Below are 18,882 nucleotides of genomic sequence, written 5' to 3' on the forward strand. Positions count from 1 at the left end.
GACCGGAGACCACACCATGACCGATTCAGGCACCGCGACCGACGCCGGCCCCTCGTCGACCGACCCCACCCCCCATGTCGGCTTCGCCGACGACGACGTCCAGGCCGTCACGATCGCCGACTCGGCCCGCGACTACGTCAACCGGCTGCGCGGCGGAGACATGGGCTCGCTGCCCGCGATCTTGGGCCTCATCGTCCTCTTCGTCGTCTTCTCCTCGCTCAACGACCGGTTCCTGACGACCTACAACATGGCCAACCTGGTCGTGCAGGCCGGCTCGATCATCGTGCTGGCGATGGGCATCGTCTTCGTGCTGCTGCTCGGGGAGATCGACCTGTCCGCGGGCGTCGCGGGCGGCGCCTCCGCGACGATCATCGCGCTGATGCTCATCGACTACGACTGGACGTGGTGGCTGGCCACCCTCGCCGGCGTCGCCGTCGGAGCGGTGATCGGCTTCGCCATCGGCGCGCTCGTGTCGGGGCTCGGCATCCCGTCGTTCGTCGTCACGCTCGCGTTCTTCCTGGCGCTGCAGGCGGTGCCGCTGCGGCTGATCGGCTCGGGCGGCTCGCTGCGCTTCAACGACGAGGTGCTGCGCGGGCTGTCGATCAAGAACGTCCCGGTCACCGCCGGCTGGATCGCCGCGGTGCTCATCGTGGTCGGCTTCGCCGCGGTCTCGCTGTGGCGCTACCGCTCGCTCGCCTCCAAGGGCCTGGTCCACCGCCCGCTCGGGCTCGTGCTGATCCGCATCGTCGTGCTGGGGGTGATCGTCCTCGGTCTGACCGCCCTGCTGAGCGCCAACCGCGCGCCCAACCCGGCGCTGTTCACCATCAGCGGCATCCCGTGGGTCGCCCCGGTCGTGATCGCGCTGCTGCTCTTCTGGACCTTCGTGCTGACCAAGACCCGCTTCGGTCGCCACCTCTACGCCGTCGGCGGCAACGCCGAGGCCGCCCGCCGCGCCGGCATCAACGTGCGCCGGGTCAAGATCCTCGCGTTCGTGATCTGCTCCTCGATGGCCGCGATCAGCGGCATGCTCGCGGCCTCCTACACCGGCAAGGTCTCGCCGGGCTCGGGTGGCGGCAACGAGCTGCTCTACGCCGTGGGCGCCGCGGTCATCGGCGGCACCAGCCTCTTCGGCGGCCGGGGCCGGGCGATGGACGCCGTCATCGGCGGCCTGGTGATCGCCACCATCCCCAACGGCCTGGGCCTGCTCAACCAGGCGAGCTACATCAACTTCCTCGTCACCGGCGGGGTGCTGCTGCTCGCCGCGAGCGTCGACGCCGTCTCCCGGCGCCGCCGCTCGTCCGCGGGCGTGTAGGGCCGGGCATGACCACGCGTCGGCGCCCGGGCCTGGGCACCAACCAGGAGCTCGCGCGTCGCCACAACCTGGGCACGGTGCTGCGCCACGTCCACGGCGCCGGCCAGCTCTCGCGTGCCGAGCTGACCGGGCGGATGGGTCTCAACCGCAGCACGATCGCGGCGCTCGTCAACGAGCTCGAGGCGCTCGGCGTCACCGAGCGGGCGCTCCCGCCCGAGGACGCCCCCCGCCAGGGCGCCGGTCGCCCGTCCGCGGGCGTCCGGATCGCCGCCCACGGGCCGTTCGTCATCGCCGTGGACCTCGGGGTCGACCGCGCCGTGGTGGCGCGGATCGGCCTCGGCGGACGGGTGCTGGCGCGCTCGCAGGCGCCGGTCCACAGCGAGGGCGAGGCCTGGCAGGTCGGCGCCGCGGTGGCCGGGCTGATCCGGTGCGTGGTCGCGGACGTGCCCGACACGTCCCCGATGGTCGGCATCGGGATCAGCGTGCCGGGCCTCGTGCGCAGCAACGACGGCCTCATCCGGCTGGCCCCCAACCTGGGCTGGCACGACGTGTCGTTCGGGGGGATCGTGCTGGCCGCCCTGGGCCTCGACGTCCCCGTGTCCATCGCCAACGACGCCGACCTGGGCGCCCTCGCCGAGCACGTGCGCGGCGTGGCGGTCGGGGTGGACGACCTCATCTACGTCACGGGCAACGTCGGCGTCGGCGCGGGCGTCATCACCGGCGGCGTCCGGCTGGAGGGCGCGGGCGGCTACGCCGGCGAGGTGGGCCACCTGCGCTTCAACCCCGCCGGGCGCGAGTGCCACTGCGGCAACCGGGGCTGCTGGGAGACCGAGGTCGGCGCCCACGCGATCGCCGAGGCGATCCACTGCCCCACCGACCGGGTGGCGCAGCTCGGCGAGGTGCTCGACGGGTTCGGCGAGCCGTCGGCGGCGCTGCGCCAGACCGGGACCGCGCTGGGGCACGGGCTGGCCAGCATCGTCAACGTGTTCAACCCCCGCCAGGTCGTGCTCGGCGGCTACTTCCGCTCGCTCTACGCGCTGGTCGGCCCCCAGGTCCAGGCCGGCCTCGCCGACCGCGCGCTCCCGGCGCCGCTGGAGTCGGTGACGCTGACCCTGCCGGGGCTCGACGGCGACTCGTCGCTGCTGGGAGCCGCGGAGATCGCCCTCGAGCCGTTGTTCGTCGACCCGGTGGCCGCCCTCTCCACGGCGCTGGTCGGGGTCGGCGCGCGACTCGCGGGCTGACGGCGGCCGGGGCCGGGCCCGGGCGGCGCAGCCGATAACCTCCTCGGGATGTCCCGCGCCCGTCTGCTCACCGCCTGCCTGCTCGCCGTCGCGCCTGCGCTGTCCGCCTGCATCAACGACGAGCCGACGATCGCGCTGCTCGTCGCAGACGGCGGCGACTCCTCCTCGCGCGCGGTCGACGTCGAGCAGTTCACCGAGCGGGTCGAGGCCACCTGCGACGAGTGCCGGGTGCGGGTCTACGACGCCGAGGGCGACGCCGGGACCCAGAAGAACCAGGCCCGCCAGGCGGAGGCGTCCTCGGCCGGTGCCCTGGTGGTGGTGCCGGTCGACCCCGACGGGCTCGGCACCCTCATCGGCGGCGACCTGCCGGTCGTCTCGCTCGGCGAGCTGGTGCCGGGCTCGGAGGCCTTCGTCGGGCTCGAGAGCGGCGCGCCGCCGTCCCAGCCGGGCAGTGACCTCGAGGCCGCCCGCGAGGTGCTCCGGGGCGAGGAGCGGTCGATGGCCTACGTCCCGACCCGGCAGATGAGCGAGCAGGCCGCCGACGTGGCGGTCGCCTTCCTCGCCGGCGAGCCCGCGGAGGGCGGGGTGGAGGTCGACGGCGTCGAGTCGTGGCTCTACCCGGACAGCGAGGTCACCGTCGACACGCTCACCTCGGTGCTGGTCGCCGACGGTGTGCTCACCATCGACGAGCTGTGCAGCGGCGACACGAGCAAGCGGTGTGCGAGGCTGGGGCTGAGATGATGGCGCCGCGATGATCGAGATCCTCACCCCTGCCCAGGTCGACCGCGCCCGCCGCACCGGCGCGCTCGTCGGCGAGATCCTGCAGACCCTCCGCTCGCGCTGCGAGGTCGGCACCAACCTGCTCGACCTCGACCGCTGGACGGCCGAGATGATCCGAGACGCGGGCGCCGAGTCCTGCTACGTCGACTACGCCCCCTCCTTCGGCAGCGGCCCCTTCGGCCACTACGTCTGCACCTCGGTCAACGACGCCGTGCTGCACGGCCGCCCGCGCGACCAGCGGGTGGCGGACGGCGACCTGGTCAGCCTCGACCTCGCCGTGCGCCTCGACGGCGTCGCGGCCGACTCCGCCATCAGCTTCGTGGCCGGGCAGAGCCGCCCGGCCGGCAGCGTCGAGCTGATCGAGACGACCGAGCGCGCGCTGGCGGCGGGGATCGCCGCGGCGGGCCCGGGCGCCCGGATCGGCGACATCTCGCACGCCATCGGCACGGTGCTCACCGCGGCCGGCTATCCCATCAACCTGCAGTTCGGTGGCCACGGGATCGGCACGACGATGCACCAGGACCCCCATGTCGCCAACGACGGCCGCCCGGGGCGGGGCTACCAGCTGCGCCCGGGCCTGCTGCTGGCGCTCGAGCCGTGGATCATGGTCGACACCGACGAGCTGGTCACCGACGACGACGGCTGGACGCTGCGCAGCGCCACCGGCTGCCTGACGGCGCACAGCGAGCACACCGTCGCCATCACCGACGACGGGGCAGAGGTCCTCACCCGCGTGGGGTGAGGCTCAGTGCACCGTCTCGAGCGGTGCCTCCGCCTCGGCGGGCGTGAGGGGGGCGTCCTCCCGGTCGAGCCTGCTGGGCCACCAGATCCTCCCGCCGAGGTCGAGGTTGAGCGCGGTCACCAGGACCGAGCGGACCACCAGGGTGTCGAGCATGACCCCGAGCGCGACGGCGACGCCGAGCTCGGCGAGGAACACCAGCGGCAGCGAGCCGAGCACGAGGAACGTGGCCGCGAGCACGATGCCGGCGGAGGTGATCACACCGCCGGTGGAGGCCAGTGCGATCAGCGAGCCGCGGCGGGTGCCGTGCTGCTCGGTCTCCTCCCGCACCCGGGTCATCAGGAAGATGTTGTAGTCGATGCCGAGCGCCACGAGGAACACGAAGGCGAACAGTGGGAACCCCGGGTCGGAGCCGGCGAAGCCGAAGACGTACTCGAAGAGGAGCGCGGAGATGCCGAGCGCCGCACCGAAGGACAGCACGACGGTGGCGATCAGGATGAGCGGCGCGACCAGCGCACGGAGCAACCCGATGAGGATGACCAGCACCACGAGCAGGACGAGCGGCATGATCACCCAGCTGTCGCGCTCGGAGGCGATCTTGGTGTCGAGGTAGAACGCCGAGCCGCCTCCCACGAGGGCGTCGGCACCGTCGACCGCGTGCAGGACGTCGCGCGACTCCTCGACGATGTCGGCCGCGGCGGTGGACGAGATGTCGGCCTCGATCGTGGCCTCGAACCAGGCGCGGCCGTCGGACAGGGGCTGGACCTCGCCGGGGGCGCCGAGGCCGTCGATGCCCGCGAGGGCGTCGATCACGGCGGGGGCGCGGTCGGCGTCGGCGACGACCTGGAGGGTGTTGGAGTTGTCGGACAGGCCGTGGTTCTCGAGGAGCCTCTGTCCCTTGATGGAGTCGAACTCCTGGGTGTAGGTGTCCTCGGTGGACAGCCCCGAGGCGTCGAGGCGGAACAGGCCGAGGCACGCCAGCAGGAGCAGCCCCGTGGTGGTCACCCACACCCGGCGCGGGCGGTGGCTGATCCGGCGCCCGACGTGGGCCCAGAGACCGTCGGCGGTGGGCTCGGGGCTGCCGAACGCGGGGCGCTTGGGCCAGAAGATCCAGCGGCCGCAGATCACCAGCAGCGCGGGCAGGAGCGTGAGCATCACGACCATCGTCACCGCGACGCCGATCGCGTTGACCGGGCCGAGCCCGGCGGTCGAGTTGAGCTCGGCGAAGGACAGGCTCAGCATGCCGACCGCGACCGTCGCCGCGCTGGCGAGGATGGCCGGGGCGGCGCGGTGCAGCGCGACGGCCATCGCCTCGTGGCGGTCGGCGTGGCGGCGCAGCTCCTCGCGGTAGCGGGCGACGAGGAGGAGGGCGTAGTCGGTGCCGGCGCCGATCACCAGGATGCTCAAGATGGCCTGGCTCTGGCCGTTGACCGTGAGGCCGGCGTGCTTGGCCAGCAGGTAGACCAGACCCGTCGCGACGGTGTTGGCGACGACGGCGCAGATGATCGGCAGCAGCCACAGCACCGGGCTGCGGTAGGTGAAGAGCAGGATCACCACCACCACGCCGAGGGTGATCAGGATGAGGTCGGTGTCGATGCCCTCGAACGCCTCGGCCGAGTCGGCCGCCTGCCCGCCGTAGCCGGCCAGGTGCACCTCCCCGCCGTCGAGCTGGGCGATGTCACGGATCTCGTCGGCCGCGTCGGGGATGGCGTTCCACCCGTCGCTGCCGAAGTTGAGCACGAAGTAGAGGTAGGCGACCTCGCCGTCCTCCGAGACGAGGGTCGGCACCGGAGCGCCCTTGGCGGCCGCGGCCTCGGCGGCGGCCGGCGTCAGCACCCCGTCGCCGGTCAGGCCGTCGAGCTCGGCGATCTCCGCGCCGTCGGACTCCAGCTGCGCGAGGTCGTCGTCGGTGAGCCCGCCGTCGCGCTGGTAGACCACCAGCGTCGGGATGTCGTTGGGGTCCACCGACTCCGAGAGCTCGTCGAGCACCTGCGTCGACTCCGCCGACTCCGGCAGCCACGACGACGCCTCGTTGTTCTGGACGTCGGCCAGCTGACTCGAGAACATCCCCATGAACCCGGTGATGGCCACCGCGGCGGCGAGGACGATCCACTTCGTGATGCGGCCCGTCAATGACCCTGCGATCCGTCGATGCATGCGTTCCAGAAGAACAGCGGTCGCCGCGCCTGTGCATCCGTAATACCCCCGAGGTCTAGACCAGGTCGATCCCGGGGTCGGCTCCGGGGCCTACCCCCTTGCCCGGCGTCCCCGACGGTCGTCAGCGCGTCTGGAGCTGGAACGGCGACCGGGTGTCCATCGACCCGCGGCGGGGAGCGACGGCGTACTCCATCGAGCCGTCGACGCCGAGGCGGACGACCGCCCAGCGGTCGGCCTGGTAGGTCACCACGAGCACGTGCTCGGCGTCCTCCCACACCTCGTCGAAGTAGGTCGCGGACCGGGCGTCGCGGGCGGAGGCGAACGAGCGCGCCACCGACCCGTCGGCGGTCGAGAGGATGTCGAGGGCACGGGGGCCGAAGCCGTCGGCGTACGCCGGGGTGCCGAGGACGCGGCGGTTGTCGGGCGAGATGTCGGAGAGCTGGTTGTCGCAGGTGCGCCACCGCAGCCGCGACCCGCGCAGCATGGCGCTGCAGGAGCCGGTGTCGCTGAGGGAGGTGATGCCGCCGACCCAGCGTCCCCGGGCGGTGGAGGTCAGGCGCAGCCGCCCCACCCGGTCGACGATGCCGTGCGAGGAGGTGCGCCAGGCGCGGGCGCCGTTGACGTAGACCGTGCAGCCGTTGCTGGTCGCGTCCTCCTTGCAGTCCTCGCCGACCACCGCGACGGCCCGGCCCCGCCCGGCGATCGGGACCGCGGGGAACGACAGCACCCGGTCGCCCGCGTCGTCGATCGACCACACCCTGCCAGCCCGGCCCGAGAAGGCGACCGCCCCGCCCTGCGCCGAGACGGCCAGGCCGTAGCCGGTGCGCCACTCGCGCCGCCCGGGGGAGCCGTCGGCGTCGACCCACCGGGTCCTGGCCGCCGCCCCGCCGACGGACTGGACGACGTAGCCCGACCCCATCGGCGCGAGCTCGACGACGCTGTTGGGCACCGGCGTGCGGGTGCCGCCGACGCCGTGGACGACGGTCCGGCCCGCGCGCCGCTCGCTCCAGGCGACCGCGGGTGGCGCGCCGCGGTCGAGCCCGCGGACGTCGAGGACCGTCCGCGGAGCGGCACGCTCGGCGCCCCCGGCGGGCGCCGGGCTCGCTGCGGTGGGGGTGGCGAGGGTGAGGCCCAGTGAGAGGGGGGCGACGAGGGTGGCGACGGCGGTCAGGCCGGCAACGAGAGGGATGCGGAGTGAGGTGGTCATGACGAGGAGACGCCCGGCTGGGGTCGGAGGTTGCCCGGCCGCGCTCAGCCGGTGTAGAGGCCGTCGACCACGTCGGCGTACTTGGTGCGCACGACGCGGCGCTTGAGCTTGAGGGTCGGGGTGAGCTCCTCGGACTCGGCCGTCCACTCGTCGGCCAGCAGCTCCCACGCCTTGACCTGCTCGGGACGCGAGAGCCGCTCGTTGGCCTTGTCCACCGCCGCCTGCGCCATCGCCCGGATCTCGGGCCGGGACGACAGGTCGGCGAGGTCGATGAACTCGATGCCCATCTTCTGCGCGACGAGGGGGGTGATCTCCCCGTCGAGGGTGAGGATCGCGACGACGTAGGCCCGGTCGTCGCCGATGGCCATCGCGTGGCCGATGATCGGCGACTCCTTGAGGTAGTTCTCGATGTTGGAGGGCGCGATGTTCTTGCCCGCCGAGGTGATGATCAGCTCCTTCTTGCGGTCGACGACGGAGTAGAACCCGTCCTCGTCGACGGTGCCGATGTCACCCGTGTGCACCCATCCGTCCTCGTCGAGGAGGGTGCGCGTGGCCTCCTCCTGCTTGTAGTAGCCCGGGGTGTTGACCGGTCCCCGGACGAGGATCTCGCCGTCCTCGGCGAGCCGCACCTCGATGCCCGGGTTGGGCCGCCCGACGGTGCCGAGCTTGAACGCGTCGGGCCCGTTGGAGGTGAAGGCGCCCGTGGTCTCGGTCATGCCGTAGACGTCGTAGACGCGCACGCCGAGACCGCCCATGAACTTCGCGACCTCCAAGGGCATCGGTGCCGCGGCGCTGGCGGCCCACGTCACCTGGTCGAGGCCGAGCAGCAGGCGCAGGAAGGCCAGGATCGCCTCGTCGGCCTCGGCGAAGGCCTGCTCGACCTCGGGCGTCATCTCGTTGCCGTACTCGTGGGCCTGCGTCCAGGCGAGCCCGGCCGCCATCGCGTCGGTGACGAGCTTCTGGTTGGCGGGGTCGGGGTCCTCGGCGAGCTTGGCCGAGATGCCGGTCTTGATCTTCTCCCACACGCGCGGCACGCCGAAGAAGGCCGTCGGGTGCACCTCGCCGAGCGCGCCGAGCAGGCCGGCCGGGTCGGGGATGGCGTGCACGTGGCTGCCGAGGAACGGGGGAGCGTACGTCGCGAGGATCCGCTCGGCGATGTGCGCGAGCGGGAGGTAGCTGATCGTGCGCTGCGGGCCGTGCAGGCCGCCGGCGTCGAGGGTGGAGACGGCCTCGTACATGACGTTGTGGTGGGTGAGCACCACGCCCTTGGGGTTGCCGGTCGTGCCGGAGGTGTAGAGGAACGTCGCGGGCAGGTCGGGGGTGATCTGCTCCATCCGCGCGTCGACCGCGCCGGTGTCGGCGCCGCGGGCCAGCAGCTCCTCCCACGTCATCACGCGCGGGTCGTCGACCCGGTCGGCGTCGGCGAGCATGACCACGTGGCGGATCGAGTCGACCCGGTCGAGGGCCGGCTCCCAGCGCTGGTAGCGGTCGTGGTCCTCGAGCACCACGACGACCGGCCGCGACTCGCCGGCGATGAACGCGACCTGCTCCTGCGCCAGGGTGTTGTAGATCGACATCGGCACGGCCGCCGCCGTCATCGCGCCGTAGTCGGCCAGCGTGTGCGCCGTGCGGTTGGCGGCCATGATCGCCACCGGGTCGCCGGTCTGCACGCCCAGGTCGATGAGCGCGGCGGCGACCTGCCGGGTGAGCTCCCACGTCTCGGCCCAGGTGATGGTCGACCAGGTCTCGCCCTCCGCCACGTCGAAGCGGTCGGAGAACGCGGGCAGGTCGGGGTTCTCCTCGGCGGCCCGGCGCACGGTGGCCGGCATGTGGAGGCCGACGATGCGGGACTCGTAGTCCTCGCGGACGGCGAGGACGTCGGGGTCGGTCTGGGTCGCGGTCATGTGCGGGCTCCTGGGGTCGGGTCGTCGTCGGCTCGACGGTGTGGCGGGGGTCACATCATGGTGGAGCACGTCCCGGCTGGCTAGGGTTCTGCGCGTGTACTCCGACCACGCCCCGTGCGCCGTCTGCGGCTCCGCGGTGCGGCTGCTGCCGCACCCGGGCACCGACGGCGACTCGACCGATGGCCCGGCCGGGCCCGCCGACGGCGTCGTCGGCGGCGGCGACCCGACCGTCGACCTGCGCGCGTGCACCAACCCCGACTGTCCCACCCGACGGCCCGACGGGCCCGACGCCTGAGTGGTGGACGAGGGACCAGTGGGGTACCGGACCGGCATGCCGACCTCAGTGCCGACCTCCGTGGGAGATCCTCCGTCCGCCGCCGCGAGCCTGATGTACGGCGTCGGGCTGGGCGGGTTCGTCGACGGGATCGTGCTGCACCAGATCCTCCAGTGGCACCACATGGTGAGCGCCACCGGCGACTACCCGGTCACGACCGTCGCGGGCCTGGAGGTCAACACCCTCGCCGACGGCTTCTTCCACCTCGTCACGTGGTTCGTCGTGGTCGGTGCCTCCATCGTCACGCTGGCGCAGTGGCGTCAGGGCCGGCTCCCGCCGAGCTGGCGCTTCCACGTCGGCGGGCTGCTCGCCGGGTGGGGCGGCTTCAACCTCGTGGAGGGACTGGTCGACCACCAGATCCTGGGCGTGCACCACGTGCGCGACGACCTCGGCGGTCCGCTCGCGTGGGACCTCGGCTTCCTGGCGTTCGGCGCGCTGCTGGTCGCGGCCGGCTGGGTCCTGATGCGCGCGGGCTCGCGCGAGCTGGAGGACCGGGCGTGGACGCCTACGCCCGTGGCGGGAGCCGGTGGAGCGTGACGTCGCGGAGCTCTCCGTCAGCGACGCTCGCGGTCATGTAGGTGCAGTGCGGCTGGCGCCGTCGGTCGGTGGGTGAGCCGGGATTGAGCAGCCGCAGCCCGGTCGGGGCCACGGTGTCCCACGGGATGTGGCTGTGGCCGAAGACCAGGACGTCGAGGTCGGCGTACGCAGCCGCCATCCGCTCCTCGCGGCCCTTGGCCTGACCGGTCTCGTGCACCACCCCGAGGCGTACGCCCTCGAGCTCGGCCCGGGCCACCTCGGGCAGGCGCTCGCGCAGCTCCCCGTGGTCGTTGTTGCCCCAGCACGCGAGGAGCCGCGCCGAGCGCGCCTCGAGCTCGTCGAGCAGCCCGACGTCGGCCCAGTCGCCGGCGTGGACGACGACGTCCGCCTCCTCGACCGCGCGCCACACCTCGGCCGGCAGGTCGCGGGCCCGCTTGGGCAGGTGGGTGTCGGCGAGGAGCAGCAGCCGGGTGACCATGGCCCCAGTCAACTGCACGCGGGTGGGTACCTTCGAGGCATGACCCCCGATCAGAGCACCACCGACGACATGGTCGCCGAGTCCGCGCTGCAGCTGTGGTCAGCGGCCCAGACCGACTTCGACCCCTTCGATGTCGACGCGTCCGAGTGGCCGGAGACGACCGTGCCGGTCCGCGACGTCGACATCGCCGTCGACACCCGCCTCGAGGTCGACGACGTGCGCGGCGCGCTCGAGCGCCTCGACGGGGTCAAGGTCGTGCTCGGCCGGGACGCCGGCACCCTCAGCGTGCTGCGGGTGGTGCCGGAGGACACTCCGCTGTAGGCGCCGCTGCCGCCCCTACAGCCCGGCGTGGACCTCGGCGAGCCGGGTCAGGAAGGCGCGCTCGTCGAGCCGCTTGCGGCGCAGCCAGCCGGTGACCTCGTCGTTGCACTTGCTCGCGTTGCACGACGCGCAGGCGGGCACGACGTTGAGCACCGTGTAGCGGCCGCCGCGCGAGATCGGCAGCACGCAGTCCTTCTGCAGGGCCGCGCCGCTCGCCCCGCAGTAGGCACAGCCTCCCCACGCCTCCTGCAGCCCCGCCCACTCGTCCGCGCTCAGGTCGTGCTCGACGCCCGCCATCCGCCGCTGGCGCTTCCTCGCCGCGCGGGCGCGGCGGGTCCGGGCGGCAGGCATGGCGCCAGCGTAGGGGGGGATTCCCGCTTTCCCTGCGCAGGCGCGGAGGCCGGACGTACGGTCCCGGCATGACCAGGAACTTCTGCGGCGCCCTCGCCGCCCTCGCCCTCACCGCACCGCTGCTGGTGCTGACGCCGGCCGACGCGGCTGCCCCCTCCTTCCGCTCGTGCGACGCCCTCACCGCCAAGTGGCCCAACGGTGTCGCCAAGGGGCCGGCGGCGGCTTCCAAGGCGGTGCGTGACGGCTACTCCCGCCCGGCCACCACCAAGCTCGCCGTGCAGGTCTACTGGACCAACTACCGCAGCCTCGACCGCGACAAGGACGGCACGGCCTGCGAGAACTGACGCGCCGCCGCCCGTCACAGGACCGAGAAGCCGGGGGGCAGGCCGTCGCGGCCCGTCGCGGCGCGCAGCAGCGGGCCCGCCATGCCGCCGGCGACGGCGAGCTCCGAGGCCCCCGTCCAGGCCGGGCGCTGTCGACCTGCACTCGTCGAGGCTGGACGTCAGGCGTGGCGCACGACCAGACGGCCGTCGTCGACCTCCCAGCGCTGGTCGAGCCGGACGTTGGCCAGCAGGCGCCGGTCGTGCGAGACCAGCAGGAGCGCGCCGTCGTACGACGCCAGCGCGTCCTCGAGCTGCTCGATGGCCGGCAGGTCGAGGTGGTTGGTCGGCTCGTCGAGGACCAGCAGGTTGACCCCGCGCGCCTGCAGCAGCGCCATCGCCGCACGGGTGCGCTCGCCGGGGGAGAGGCGCGCGACCGGGCTGGCGACCTGGTCGGCCCTGAGCCCGAACTTGGCGAGCAGCGTGCGCACCTCGGCCTGCGTCAGCTCCGGGACGACGGCCTCGAAGGCGTCGCCGAGCGGCAGGTCCTCCGCCAGGCCCGTGCGGGCCTGGTCGATGACGCCGATGGACACCGACGCACCCAGCGAGGCGGTGCCGGTGTCGGGCTCCGTGCGCCCGAGCAGCAGGCGCAGGAGCGTGGTCTTGCCTGCCCCGTTGGGGCCGGTGATGCCGATCCGGTCGCCCGCGTCGACCTGCGCGGAGACGGGCCCGAGGCGGAAGTCGCCGAAGCTCTTGGTCGCCTCGTTGAGCGTGGCCACGACCGCGCTGGAGCGCGGGGCGGCGGCGATGTCGAACTGCAGGACCCACTCCTTGCGCGGCTCCTCCACCTCGTCGAGCCGCGCGATGCGCGACTCCATCTGGCGCACCTTCTGGGCCTGCTTCTCCGACGACTCGGTGGCGGCGCGGCGCCGGATCTTGTCGTTGTCGGGGCTCTTGCGCATCGCGTTGCGCACCCCCTGCGAGCTCCACTCGCGCTGGGTGCGCGCCCGCTGCACGAGGTCGGCGCGGGTCGAGGCGTACTGCTCGTAGGCGTCCCTCGCGTGACGGCGGGCGACGGCCCGCTCCTCCAGGAACGCCTCGTAGCCGCCGTCGTAGACGCTGACCCTGCCCTGGGCGAGGTCGAGCTCGACGATCCGGGTGACGCAGCGAGCGAGGAACTCGCGGTCGTGCGAGACCAGCACCACGCCACCGCGCAGCCCCTGCACGAACGCCTCCAGCCGCGCCAGCCCGTCGAGGTCGAGGTCGTTGGTCGGCTCGTCGAGCAGCACGATGTCGAAGCGGCTGAGCAGGAGCGCGGCCAACGCCACCCGGGCGGCCTGCCCACCGGAGAGCGTGGTCATCAGGGCGTCGGGGCCGACGTCGAGGCCGAGGTCGGCCAGCACCGGGGCGATCCGGTCCTCGAGGTCGGGCGCCCCGCTCGCCAGCCACCGGTCGAACGCCGCCGCGTAGGCGTCGTCCGCCCCGGGCTCGCCCGAGCCGAGCGCCTCGGCGGCCGACTCCATCGCCGCGGTCGCCTCGGCTGCACCCGTACGGCGCGCGAGGTAGTGCGCGATCGTCTCGCCGGGCACGCGCTCGTGCTCCTGCGGCAGCCAGCCGACGAAGGCGTCCCGGGGCGCGCACTCCACGGAGCCGGCCATCGGCGGCACCGACCCGCTGAGCAGGGACAGGAGCGTCGACTTCCCCGCGCCGTTGGCGCCGACCACGCCGATCACGTCGCCCGGCGCGACGGTGAGGTCGAGGCCCTCGAAGAGCACCCGGTGGCCGTGCCCGCCGGCGAGGTCCTTCGCGACGAGGGTGGCGTTCACGCGGAGGAGCCTACGTCCGCACCGAGGGGGCCGCTCAGGCGCCGTCCTCGACCAGGGTGGTGGCGGGCAGCCAGTCGGCGCCGAGGAGCTGGGCGAGGTCGGCGAGGCCGCTGGTGTCGCCGCCCACCGTGTCGGAGGCCGCGGCGATGCGCTCGACCATGACCTTGCCGACCTGCTCCTCGACCGTGCCCTCGGCGTAGGCGATGTGCCACGGCGAGACCTGGTGGTCGCGGTGGGTGCGACCGGTCACCTGTCGGCCGGCGATGCCCGAGAAGCGGGCCTGGTGGAAGACCCCGACCCGCGGCTCCGTGCTCGCCTGACGGCCCCCGTCCAGGGTCTCTCCGGCGTGCAGGCTGATCGAGGCGACCGTCGTGAACACGCAGACCTTCGCCTGCCCGGTCTGGAACCGGAGCCGCTCGGCCTCGGGGTCGAACCGGTCGCGGCCGTAGATCGTGGCGACCTCGATGCCGCTGTCGCGCAGCCGGTCGGCGATCGGGTCGGCGGCAGTGCCGACGAACTCGACCGAGCACGCCACCTGTCGCTCGGCCTCGACCTGCTGGGCGATCCAGGCCACCGTCGAGTCGACCCGGATCAGCCCGGCCTTCTGCCGGAAGCGCAGCAGCGCGGCCCGCCCCTTGGCGACGTTGCGGCCGCGTCGCGCGATGTCCATCTCGCGGCAGAACTCGCCCCACTCCGCCTCGTACGCCGCTCGCTCCGTGGGCGTGAGCGCCACCGGCATGCCGGAGATGGGCACCGGCCCCCACGGCGCGGCGCGGTGCAACATCGCCGCGGGGCTCGCGTCGTCGAGCCAGCCCCGCACCAGCTCGAGGTCGGCCGCGCGCCGCGCCGGGTCGGCGGTCCACGTCGCGCCGTAGCGTCCCTGCTCCACTCCGACGCCGTGGCGCTCGAGCGCGGCGGCGAAGACGTCGCCGGGTCGGGTCGCCGACGTCCACTCCCGCATCGGCTCGCCGAGCACCTGCGCGTACGCCGGGGCGAGGTAGGGCAGCTCCAGCGGCGTGTGCCCGGGCGTCGCGGTGGTGGCGATGACGAACGGCGCCCGGTCGTGCGCCTTGCCATGACCGGAGATCCGCGCCCAGAGCTTCCACCGCTTCGTCGTGGTGCGCCGCAGGGCGTGGGCCTCGTCGGCGATGATCACGTCCCAGTCGTGGCCCGTGACCTTGTCCAGCCGATCCCACGTGATCACGACCCACTCCAGGCCGCCGTCGCCCAGCGCGGTGATCGTGCGGCACCAGTGGCCGATCGTGATCGCGGCGGGCCGGTCGGCGACGACCAGCACCCGCTTCGCGCCACGCAGGTCGCCGACGGCCTGCGCCCCGAGCACCGCGGAGATCGTCTTGCCGACGCCGGGCTCGTCGGCGAGCAGGAACTGCCGCCCGCCCGCCTCGGCCCGCGCCGCGATCGCGTCGGCCGCCTCGAACTGGATCCGCCGCGGCTCGAGCGTGTCGCTCGGCTCGGGGGCGGGCGTCGGGTCGTCGGGGTTGAGCGTGTTCTCGATGAACCGGCCGAGGGTGTGGGGACCCGGCGCGTAGGGCTCGAGGTGCGCGGGCAGCGCGCGCCCGACGTACAGGTGGGTCTTCACGGCGGGGTGCCACGCGGCGCCGTCGACCTGGGTCCCGTAGGGGACGTCGAGCACCCACACCCGCTCGCCCGGCCCGGCGACCGGCAGCGGCCGCTGCTGCGTACGTGCGCCGCCGCGGCGCGAGGGTGCGCCGCGCCGACGAGCACCGGATCGTCGAGGGCTGGCCACCCCGGGACGCTATCGGGGTCTCCCTCACGAGCAGCCGCGCCCCGCCCATAGGGTGGCGACGCCCGTCTCGGGGCCCACCTGGACGCCGACCCCGGCGCGTCCTGTCGTCAGTGAAGGAACTCCATGTGCCGAGTGCTCGCCTACATCGGGCCGGAGACGCCGCTCGAGAGCCTGCTGCTCACGCCGTCCAACAGCCTGGTCAACCAGGCCCTCGACCCTGAGCACTACCCGGACCTCCAGCTGGCGGGCTGGGGCTTCGCGGCCTGGAGCGAGCACCTGCTCAACCCGGAGGACCCCTTCCACTACCGCCGGCCCATGGCGGCGTTCTACGACGACAACGCCCCGCACATCGTCCCCAGCCTGCGGGCCAACACGATGCTCGCCCACGTGCGCGCGGCCAGCTATGACTCGGCGGCCGTCATCGTCGACGAGAACTGCCACCCGTTCGCCTTCGACGAGACCCCCTGGGTCATCGCCCAGAACGGCGACCTGCCCCACTGGATGCTCCTGCAGAGGGAGCTGCTGCAGCACTGCGAGGACAGGTACCTCGCGCAGATGCGGGGCACCACGGACACGGAGTTCCTCTACGTGCTGCTGCTCTCGCTGCTCGACGGCGACACCGACAAGGACGTCCAGCGCGCGATCGAGGAGATGGTGGGCCTCATCGCGCAGGCGATGAAGGACCTCGACCTGCCCGCCCTGACCAAGCTGAAGATGGCGCTGGTGTCGCCCCACCGGATCATCGGGGTCAACGTCGGTCTCGGGCACCAGGGCGAGACCCACCCGGCGGGCGACTGGAAGAAGCTGCGGGAGTCCGGCCCGGGCACGGACGACTTCGCCCTGTCGATGCTCCTCGAGCCGATGTACCTGCTCGTCGGCCGCCACGTGCCGCGCGACGACACCGCCTACGACTTCGAGGCGTGCGACGAGGACGAGGCGACGGCCGCCATCTTCGCCTCCGAGGCGCTGACCGAGGACGCCGACGGCTGGTCGCACGTCGAGTTCGGCCAGATCGTGTTCCTCGAGAGGACCGACGGGCGCATCACCCGGACCGTCAACACGCTGTCGGTGTAGGCGGGCCGGTCAGGTGCGTGGGTCAGTCGCCCTTGGGCATGACGATCCACGCGATGACGTACGCGAGCTCGCCCGCGCCCACGAGGCCGAAGATCACGAAGCCGAGGCGGACCAGTCCCCGCGGGATCCCGAACCTGTCTGCCAGGCCGGCGCAGAACTCCAGCGAGCCACCGTCCTTCGCTGGGGCGTACCAATCGTGACGTAGACATGGGCATCCTTCGGCTGGCTGAGGTCGGCGGCGCGGGGCGCAGCCATCCTCGCAGAGGCATCCGGGATGGGGCAGAAGCGACGGCGTGCCCCGGGGGCTTGCCGACAGGCGGCGCATTGACGCGTCGCGGGGGAGGGTGTCTATTGGTGGGGCCGGCTCGGCGGCCTGATGCCAGGGAGCAGACGATGACTGCAGCGACGTACCTCGACGGCAACTTCGCGCCGGTGGCCACTGAGGTGACCGCCACGGATCTGGAGGTCACGGGGGCGGTGCCGCCGGACCTGGCGGGCAGGTACATCCGCACCGGGCCCAACCCGTTCGCAGCGGAGGCCGACACCTACCACTGGTTCGCGGGCGACGGGATGGTGCACGGCGTCGACCTGCACGGCGGCCGGCCACGCTGGTATCGCAACCGCTGGGTGCGCAGTCCCGAGGCCAGCGCGCACCTCGGTGAGTCTCCCGTGCCCCATGCGGACGGCGGGTGGTATCCCGGCTCGGGCAACACCAGCGTGTTCGCCCACGCCGGCCGGATCCTGGCCGTGACCGAGGGGTCGCTGCCCTACGAGCTGACGGGCGAGCTGGAGACGGTCGCCACCCGCAACTTCGGTGGCCCGCTCCCTGGTGGCATCAACGCTCACCCCAAGTTCGACCCGAGCACCGGCGAGATGCACGTGATGACCTACGGCTTCGACGACCCCGCGTTGCGCTATCACGTGATCGACCCTGCCGGGGAGCTCGTCAGGACCGTCGACGTCGACCTGCCGGCTCCGGTCATGCTCCACGACATGGGCCTGACCGCGTCCCGGGTCGTGCTCTTCGACCTGCCTGTGCTCTTCGACCTCGACCTCGCCCTCCAAGGCGTCTCCCTGCCCTTCCGCTGGCGCCCCGACAACGGGGCCCGGGTCGGGCTCCTGCCCCGGGCCGGCGCCGGGTCCGACGTCGTGTGGATCGACGTCGAGCCGTGCTTCGTCTACCACCCCCTCAACGCCTTCGACGACGGTGATCGAGTGATCATCGACCTCGTGGTGCACGACCATGCCTTCGCCGAGGACGGCGAGCCGTTGGCCGATCACCCCCGCCTGGAGCGCTGGACGATCGACCCGCGGGCACGCAGGGTCCTCACCGAGACGATCGACGATCGCGGCACCGAGTTCCCCCGCGGGGACGAACGACTCACGGGCCGTCAGCACCGCTACGGCTACACGATCGGCTCGTCCTCGGTGCGCGACCTGGGCGCCCTGGGCGACGACCCCCGCACCGCTGTGCGCAAGCACGACCTCGTCGGCGGCACCACCGCCGAGCTGGACCTGGGCCCCGGACGCATCTCCAGCGAGATGGCGTTCGTCCCGGCCGGCAGCGCGGCCGGCGAGGACGACGGGTGGCTGATGGGCTACGTGTACGACGCTGCGCGCGGCGCCAGCGATCTGGTGATCCTCGATGCCCACGACTTCGGACCACCGGTGGCCACGGTCCACCTGCCGGTCCGGGTGCCGCAGGGGTTCCACGGCAACTGGATCCCCGACTCCGCCCTCGCCTGAGCGGTCGGACCCGGGTGGCCAACGCGCCGTCCGGTTTCCGCCAGAACCCCGTCGCCTCGCTCGCCAGACTCGGTGCATGCACCGAGTCCTCCCTCTCAAGGTCCACTACTACGGAACGCCCGTCGTCCTGGTCTCGTCCGCCAACCCCGACGGCACCACCAACGTGGCGCCGATGTCCTCTGCCTGGTGGCTGGGGCAGCACGCCGTGTTGGGCCTGGCCGCCTCCTCCCGCACCACGCAGAACATGCTGCGTACAGGGGAGGCGGTCCTCAACCTCGCCTCAGCCGACCTGGTCGGCCACGTCGACCGGCTTGCGCTGCTCAGCGGCTCGCCCGAGCTGTCGCCGCACAAGCGTGACACTGGGTACCGCTACGAGCCGCGCAAGTTCGAGGTCGCCGGGCTGACCCCTGAACCGTCGGATCTGATCGCCCCGGACCGAGTGGTCGAATGCCCGATCCAGCTCGAGTGCCACGTGTCGAGCCACTACCCGATCGACCGGGACTCTCCGGGAGCGCTCGCCATCCACGTCCGGGTGCTGCGCGCCCACGTGGACGATGCCGTACGGCTGCCCGGCAGCGATCACATCGACCCGAAGGCTTGGGACCCACTCATCATGAAGTTCTGTGACTTCTTCGGCGACAGCCAGCCGCTGATTCCCTCGCGGCTCGCAGCGGGCTGGAGGATGCCGGGCCGGCTCGACGATCGGCGCTCGTGCGCCCCAAGCAGCTGACGGACGCTCAACGCCGACGGTGGATGCGGATGATCGGCATCTCAACGCCGCCGGAAC

19 protein-coding genes are annotated in these 18,882 nt (G+C 72.9%); 11 read left to right on the top strand and 8 right to left on the bottom strand.

What is annotated here, in order from left to right; all coding sequences use genetic code 11:
• The first annotated feature begins 16 nt into the window (after window positions 1–16).
• Genes AC54T2_RS08725 through map form a run of 4 tightly spaced genes read left to right on the top strand, consistent with a single transcriptional unit; the run spans window position 17 to window position 4,075 of the window.
• A complete protein-coding gene (locus AC54T2_RS08725) occupies window positions 17–1,312 on the top strand; it encodes a sugar ABC transporter permease (RefSeq protein WP_186342360.1) in 1,296 nt (431 codons plus the stop codon).
• A gap of 8 nt (window positions 1,313–1,320) precedes the next feature.
• Complete coding sequence (locus AC54T2_RS08730) at window positions 1,321–2,553, top strand: ROK family transcriptional regulator (RefSeq protein ID WP_186342359.1); 1,233 nt, start codon at window positions 1,321–1,323, stop codon at window positions 2,551–2,553.
• 48 nt (window positions 2,554–2,601) lie between these two features.
• Window positions 2,602–3,294, top strand: a complete 693-nt coding sequence (locus AC54T2_RS08735; RefSeq protein WP_186342358.1) for a type 1 periplasmic-binding domain-containing protein — start codon at window positions 2,602–2,604, stop codon at window positions 3,292–3,294.
• 10 nt (window positions 3,295–3,304) lie between these two features.
• A complete protein-coding gene (gene map, locus AC54T2_RS08740) occupies window positions 3,305–4,075 on the top strand; it encodes a type I methionyl aminopeptidase (RefSeq protein WP_489975875.1) in 771 nt (256 codons plus the stop codon).
• Window positions 4,076–4,078: 3 nt separating this feature from the next.
• Here map and AC54T2_RS08745 read toward each other — a convergent pair whose 3' ends face one another.
• From AC54T2_RS08745 to AC54T2_RS08755, 3 genes are all read right to left on the bottom strand, one after another.
• A complete protein-coding gene (locus tag AC54T2_RS08745; RefSeq protein WP_496665972.1) occupies window positions 4,079–6,229 on the bottom strand; it encodes an MMPL family transporter in 2,151 nt (716 codons plus the stop codon).
• 121 nt (window positions 6,230–6,350) lie between these two features.
• A complete protein-coding gene (locus tag AC54T2_RS08750) occupies window positions 6,351–7,436 on the bottom strand; it encodes a hypothetical protein (protein ID WP_496665973.1) in 1,086 nt (361 codons plus the stop codon).
• 44 nt (window positions 7,437–7,480) lie between these two features.
• The gene (locus tag AC54T2_RS08755; RefSeq protein ID WP_496665974.1) at window positions 7,481–9,340 is read right to left on the bottom strand and encodes an AMP-dependent synthetase/ligase; all 1,860 of its coding nucleotides are present in this window, start codon (window positions 9,338–9,340) and stop codon (window positions 7,481–7,483) included.
• A gap of 94 nt (window positions 9,341–9,434) precedes the next feature.
• Here AC54T2_RS08755 and AC54T2_RS08760 point away from each other — a divergent pair, with 94 nt between their 5' ends.
• Together AC54T2_RS08760 and AC54T2_RS08765 are read left to right on the top strand one after the other, a co-directional pair.
• Window positions 9,435–9,635 (top strand): hypothetical protein, encoded by a 201-nt coding sequence (locus AC54T2_RS08760; RefSeq protein ID WP_186342353.1) that lies wholly within the window; start codon window positions 9,435–9,437, stop codon window positions 9,633–9,635.
• Between the two features lie 36 nt (window positions 9,636–9,671).
• Window positions 9,672–10,211, top strand: a complete 540-nt coding sequence (locus AC54T2_RS08765; protein WP_496665975.1) for a DUF2243 domain-containing protein — start codon at window positions 9,672–9,674, stop codon at window positions 10,209–10,211.
• Here the strand turns inward: AC54T2_RS08765 and AC54T2_RS08770 are convergent.
• Window positions 10,180–10,689 (bottom strand): YfcE family phosphodiesterase, encoded by a 510-nt coding sequence (locus AC54T2_RS08770; RefSeq protein ID WP_489975880.1) that lies wholly within the window; start codon window positions 10,687–10,689, stop codon window positions 10,180–10,182. The genes AC54T2_RS08765 and AC54T2_RS08770 overlap by 32 nt on opposite strands.
• A gap of 39 nt (window positions 10,690–10,728) precedes the next feature.
• Here AC54T2_RS08770 and AC54T2_RS08775 point away from each other — a divergent pair, with 39 nt between their 5' ends.
• Window positions 10,729–11,010: a hypothetical protein gene (locus AC54T2_RS08775; RefSeq protein ID WP_496665976.1), complete on the top strand. Its 282-nt coding sequence runs from the start codon at window positions 10,729–10,731 to the stop codon at window positions 11,008–11,010.
• Window positions 11,011–11,025: 15 nt separating this feature from the next.
• Here AC54T2_RS08775 and AC54T2_RS08780 read toward each other — a convergent pair whose 3' ends face one another.
• Entirely contained in the window at window positions 11,026–11,361 is a 336-nt protein-coding gene (locus tag AC54T2_RS08780; protein WP_186342349.1) for an HNH endonuclease, read from the bottom strand.
• 68 nt (window positions 11,362–11,429) lie between these two features.
• On the opposite strand from AC54T2_RS08780, the gene AC54T2_RS08785 reads away from it, so the two are divergent.
• Window positions 11,430–11,705 (top strand): excalibur calcium-binding domain-containing protein, encoded by a 276-nt coding sequence (locus AC54T2_RS08785; protein WP_186342348.1) that lies wholly within the window; start codon window positions 11,430–11,432, stop codon window positions 11,703–11,705.
• Window positions 11,706–11,863: 158 nt separating this feature from the next.
• Here AC54T2_RS08785 and AC54T2_RS08790 read toward each other — a convergent pair whose 3' ends face one another.
• A complete protein-coding gene (locus AC54T2_RS08790) occupies window positions 11,864–13,507 on the bottom strand; it encodes an ABC-F family ATP-binding cassette domain-containing protein (RefSeq protein WP_496665977.1) in 1,644 nt (547 codons plus the stop codon).
• A 34-nt stretch (window positions 13,508–13,541) separates the two neighbouring features.
• Window positions 13,542–15,275 (bottom strand): DEAD/DEAH box helicase, encoded by a 1,734-nt coding sequence (locus AC54T2_RS08795; protein WP_496665978.1) that lies wholly within the window; start codon window positions 15,273–15,275, stop codon window positions 13,542–13,544.
• 123 nt (window positions 15,276–15,398) lie between these two features.
• Between AC54T2_RS08795 and AC54T2_RS08800 the strand changes: the two genes are divergently transcribed.
• Window positions 15,399–16,349, top strand: coding sequence for a class II glutamine amidotransferase (locus AC54T2_RS08800; RefSeq protein ID WP_496665979.1), 951 nt, complete (start codon window positions 15,399–15,401; stop codon window positions 16,347–16,349).
• 22 nt (window positions 16,350–16,371) lie between these two features.
• Here the strand turns inward: AC54T2_RS08800 and AC54T2_RS08805 are convergent, their stop codons facing one another.
• On the bottom strand, window positions 16,372–16,674 hold the full coding sequence (locus AC54T2_RS08805) for a PspC domain-containing protein (RefSeq protein ID WP_496665980.1): 303 nt from the start codon (window positions 16,672–16,674) through the stop codon (window positions 16,372–16,374).
• A gap of 68 nt (window positions 16,675–16,742) precedes the next feature.
• Here AC54T2_RS08805 and AC54T2_RS08810 point away from each other — a divergent pair, with 68 nt between their 5' ends.
• Window positions 16,743–18,095, top strand: coding sequence for a carotenoid oxygenase family protein (locus AC54T2_RS08810; protein WP_496665981.1), 1,353 nt, complete (start codon window positions 16,743–16,745; stop codon window positions 18,093–18,095).
• A 76-nt stretch (window positions 18,096–18,171) separates the two neighbouring features.
• Window positions 18,172–18,825, top strand: a complete 654-nt coding sequence (locus tag AC54T2_RS08815) for a flavin reductase family protein (RefSeq protein WP_496665982.1) — start codon at window positions 18,172–18,174, stop codon at window positions 18,823–18,825.
• Window positions 18,826–18,882 lie beyond the last annotated feature (57 nt).

It is taken from the genome of Nocardioides sp. Z35_8 (genome assembly GCF_059621125.1).

Bases quoted from the DNA above. Each gene is read 5' to 3' on its own strand.
- AC54T2_RS08725 (WP_186342360.1), top strand. From the start codon at position 17: ATGACCGATTCAGGCACCGCGACCGACGCCGGCCCCTCGTCGACCGAC.
- AC54T2_RS08730 (WP_186342359.1), top strand. From the start codon at position 1,321: ATGACCACGCGTCGGCGCCCGGGCCTGGGCACCAACCAGGAGCTCGCG.
- AC54T2_RS08735 (WP_186342358.1), top strand. From the start codon at position 2,602: ATGTCCCGCGCCCGTCTGCTCACCGCCTGCCTGCTCGCCGTCGCGCCT.
- map (WP_489975875.1), top strand. From the start codon at position 3,305: ATGATCGAGATCCTCACCCCTGCCCAGGTCGACCGCGCCCGCCGCACC.
- AC54T2_RS08745 (WP_496665972.1), bottom strand. From the start codon at position 6,229: ATGCATCGACGGATCGCAGGGTCATTGACGGGCCGCATCACGAAGTGG.
- AC54T2_RS08750 (WP_496665973.1), bottom strand. From the start codon at position 7,436: ATGACCACCTCACTCCGCATCCCTCTCGTTGCCGGCCTGACCGCCGTC.
- AC54T2_RS08755 (WP_496665974.1), bottom strand. From the start codon at position 9,340: ATGACCGCGACCCAGACCGACCCCGACGTCCTCGCCGTCCGCGAGGAC.
- AC54T2_RS08765 (WP_496665975.1), top strand. From the start codon at position 9,672: ATGCCGACCTCAGTGCCGACCTCCGTGGGAGATCCTCCGTCCGCCGCC.
- AC54T2_RS08770 (WP_489975880.1), bottom strand. From the start codon at position 10,689: ATGGTCACCCGGCTGCTGCTCCTCGCCGACACCCACCTGCCCAAGCGG.
- AC54T2_RS08775 (WP_496665976.1), top strand. From the start codon at position 10,729: ATGACCCCCGATCAGAGCACCACCGACGACATGGTCGCCGAGTCCGCG.
- AC54T2_RS08780 (WP_186342349.1), bottom strand. From the start codon at position 11,361: ATGCCTGCCGCCCGGACCCGCCGCGCCCGCGCGGCGAGGAAGCGCCAG.
- AC54T2_RS08785 (WP_186342348.1), top strand. From the start codon at position 11,430: ATGACCAGGAACTTCTGCGGCGCCCTCGCCGCCCTCGCCCTCACCGCA.
- AC54T2_RS08800 (WP_496665979.1), top strand. From the start codon at position 15,399: ATGTGCCGAGTGCTCGCCTACATCGGGCCGGAGACGCCGCTCGAGAGC.
- AC54T2_RS08805 (WP_496665980.1), bottom strand. From the start codon at position 16,674: ATGCGCCGCCTGTCGGCAAGCCCCCGGGGCACGCCGTCGCTTCTGCCC.
- AC54T2_RS08810 (WP_496665981.1), top strand. From the start codon at position 16,743: ATGACTGCAGCGACGTACCTCGACGGCAACTTCGCGCCGGTGGCCACT.
- AC54T2_RS08815 (WP_496665982.1), top strand. From the start codon at position 18,172: ATGCACCGAGTCCTCCCTCTCAAGGTCCACTACTACGGAACGCCCGTC.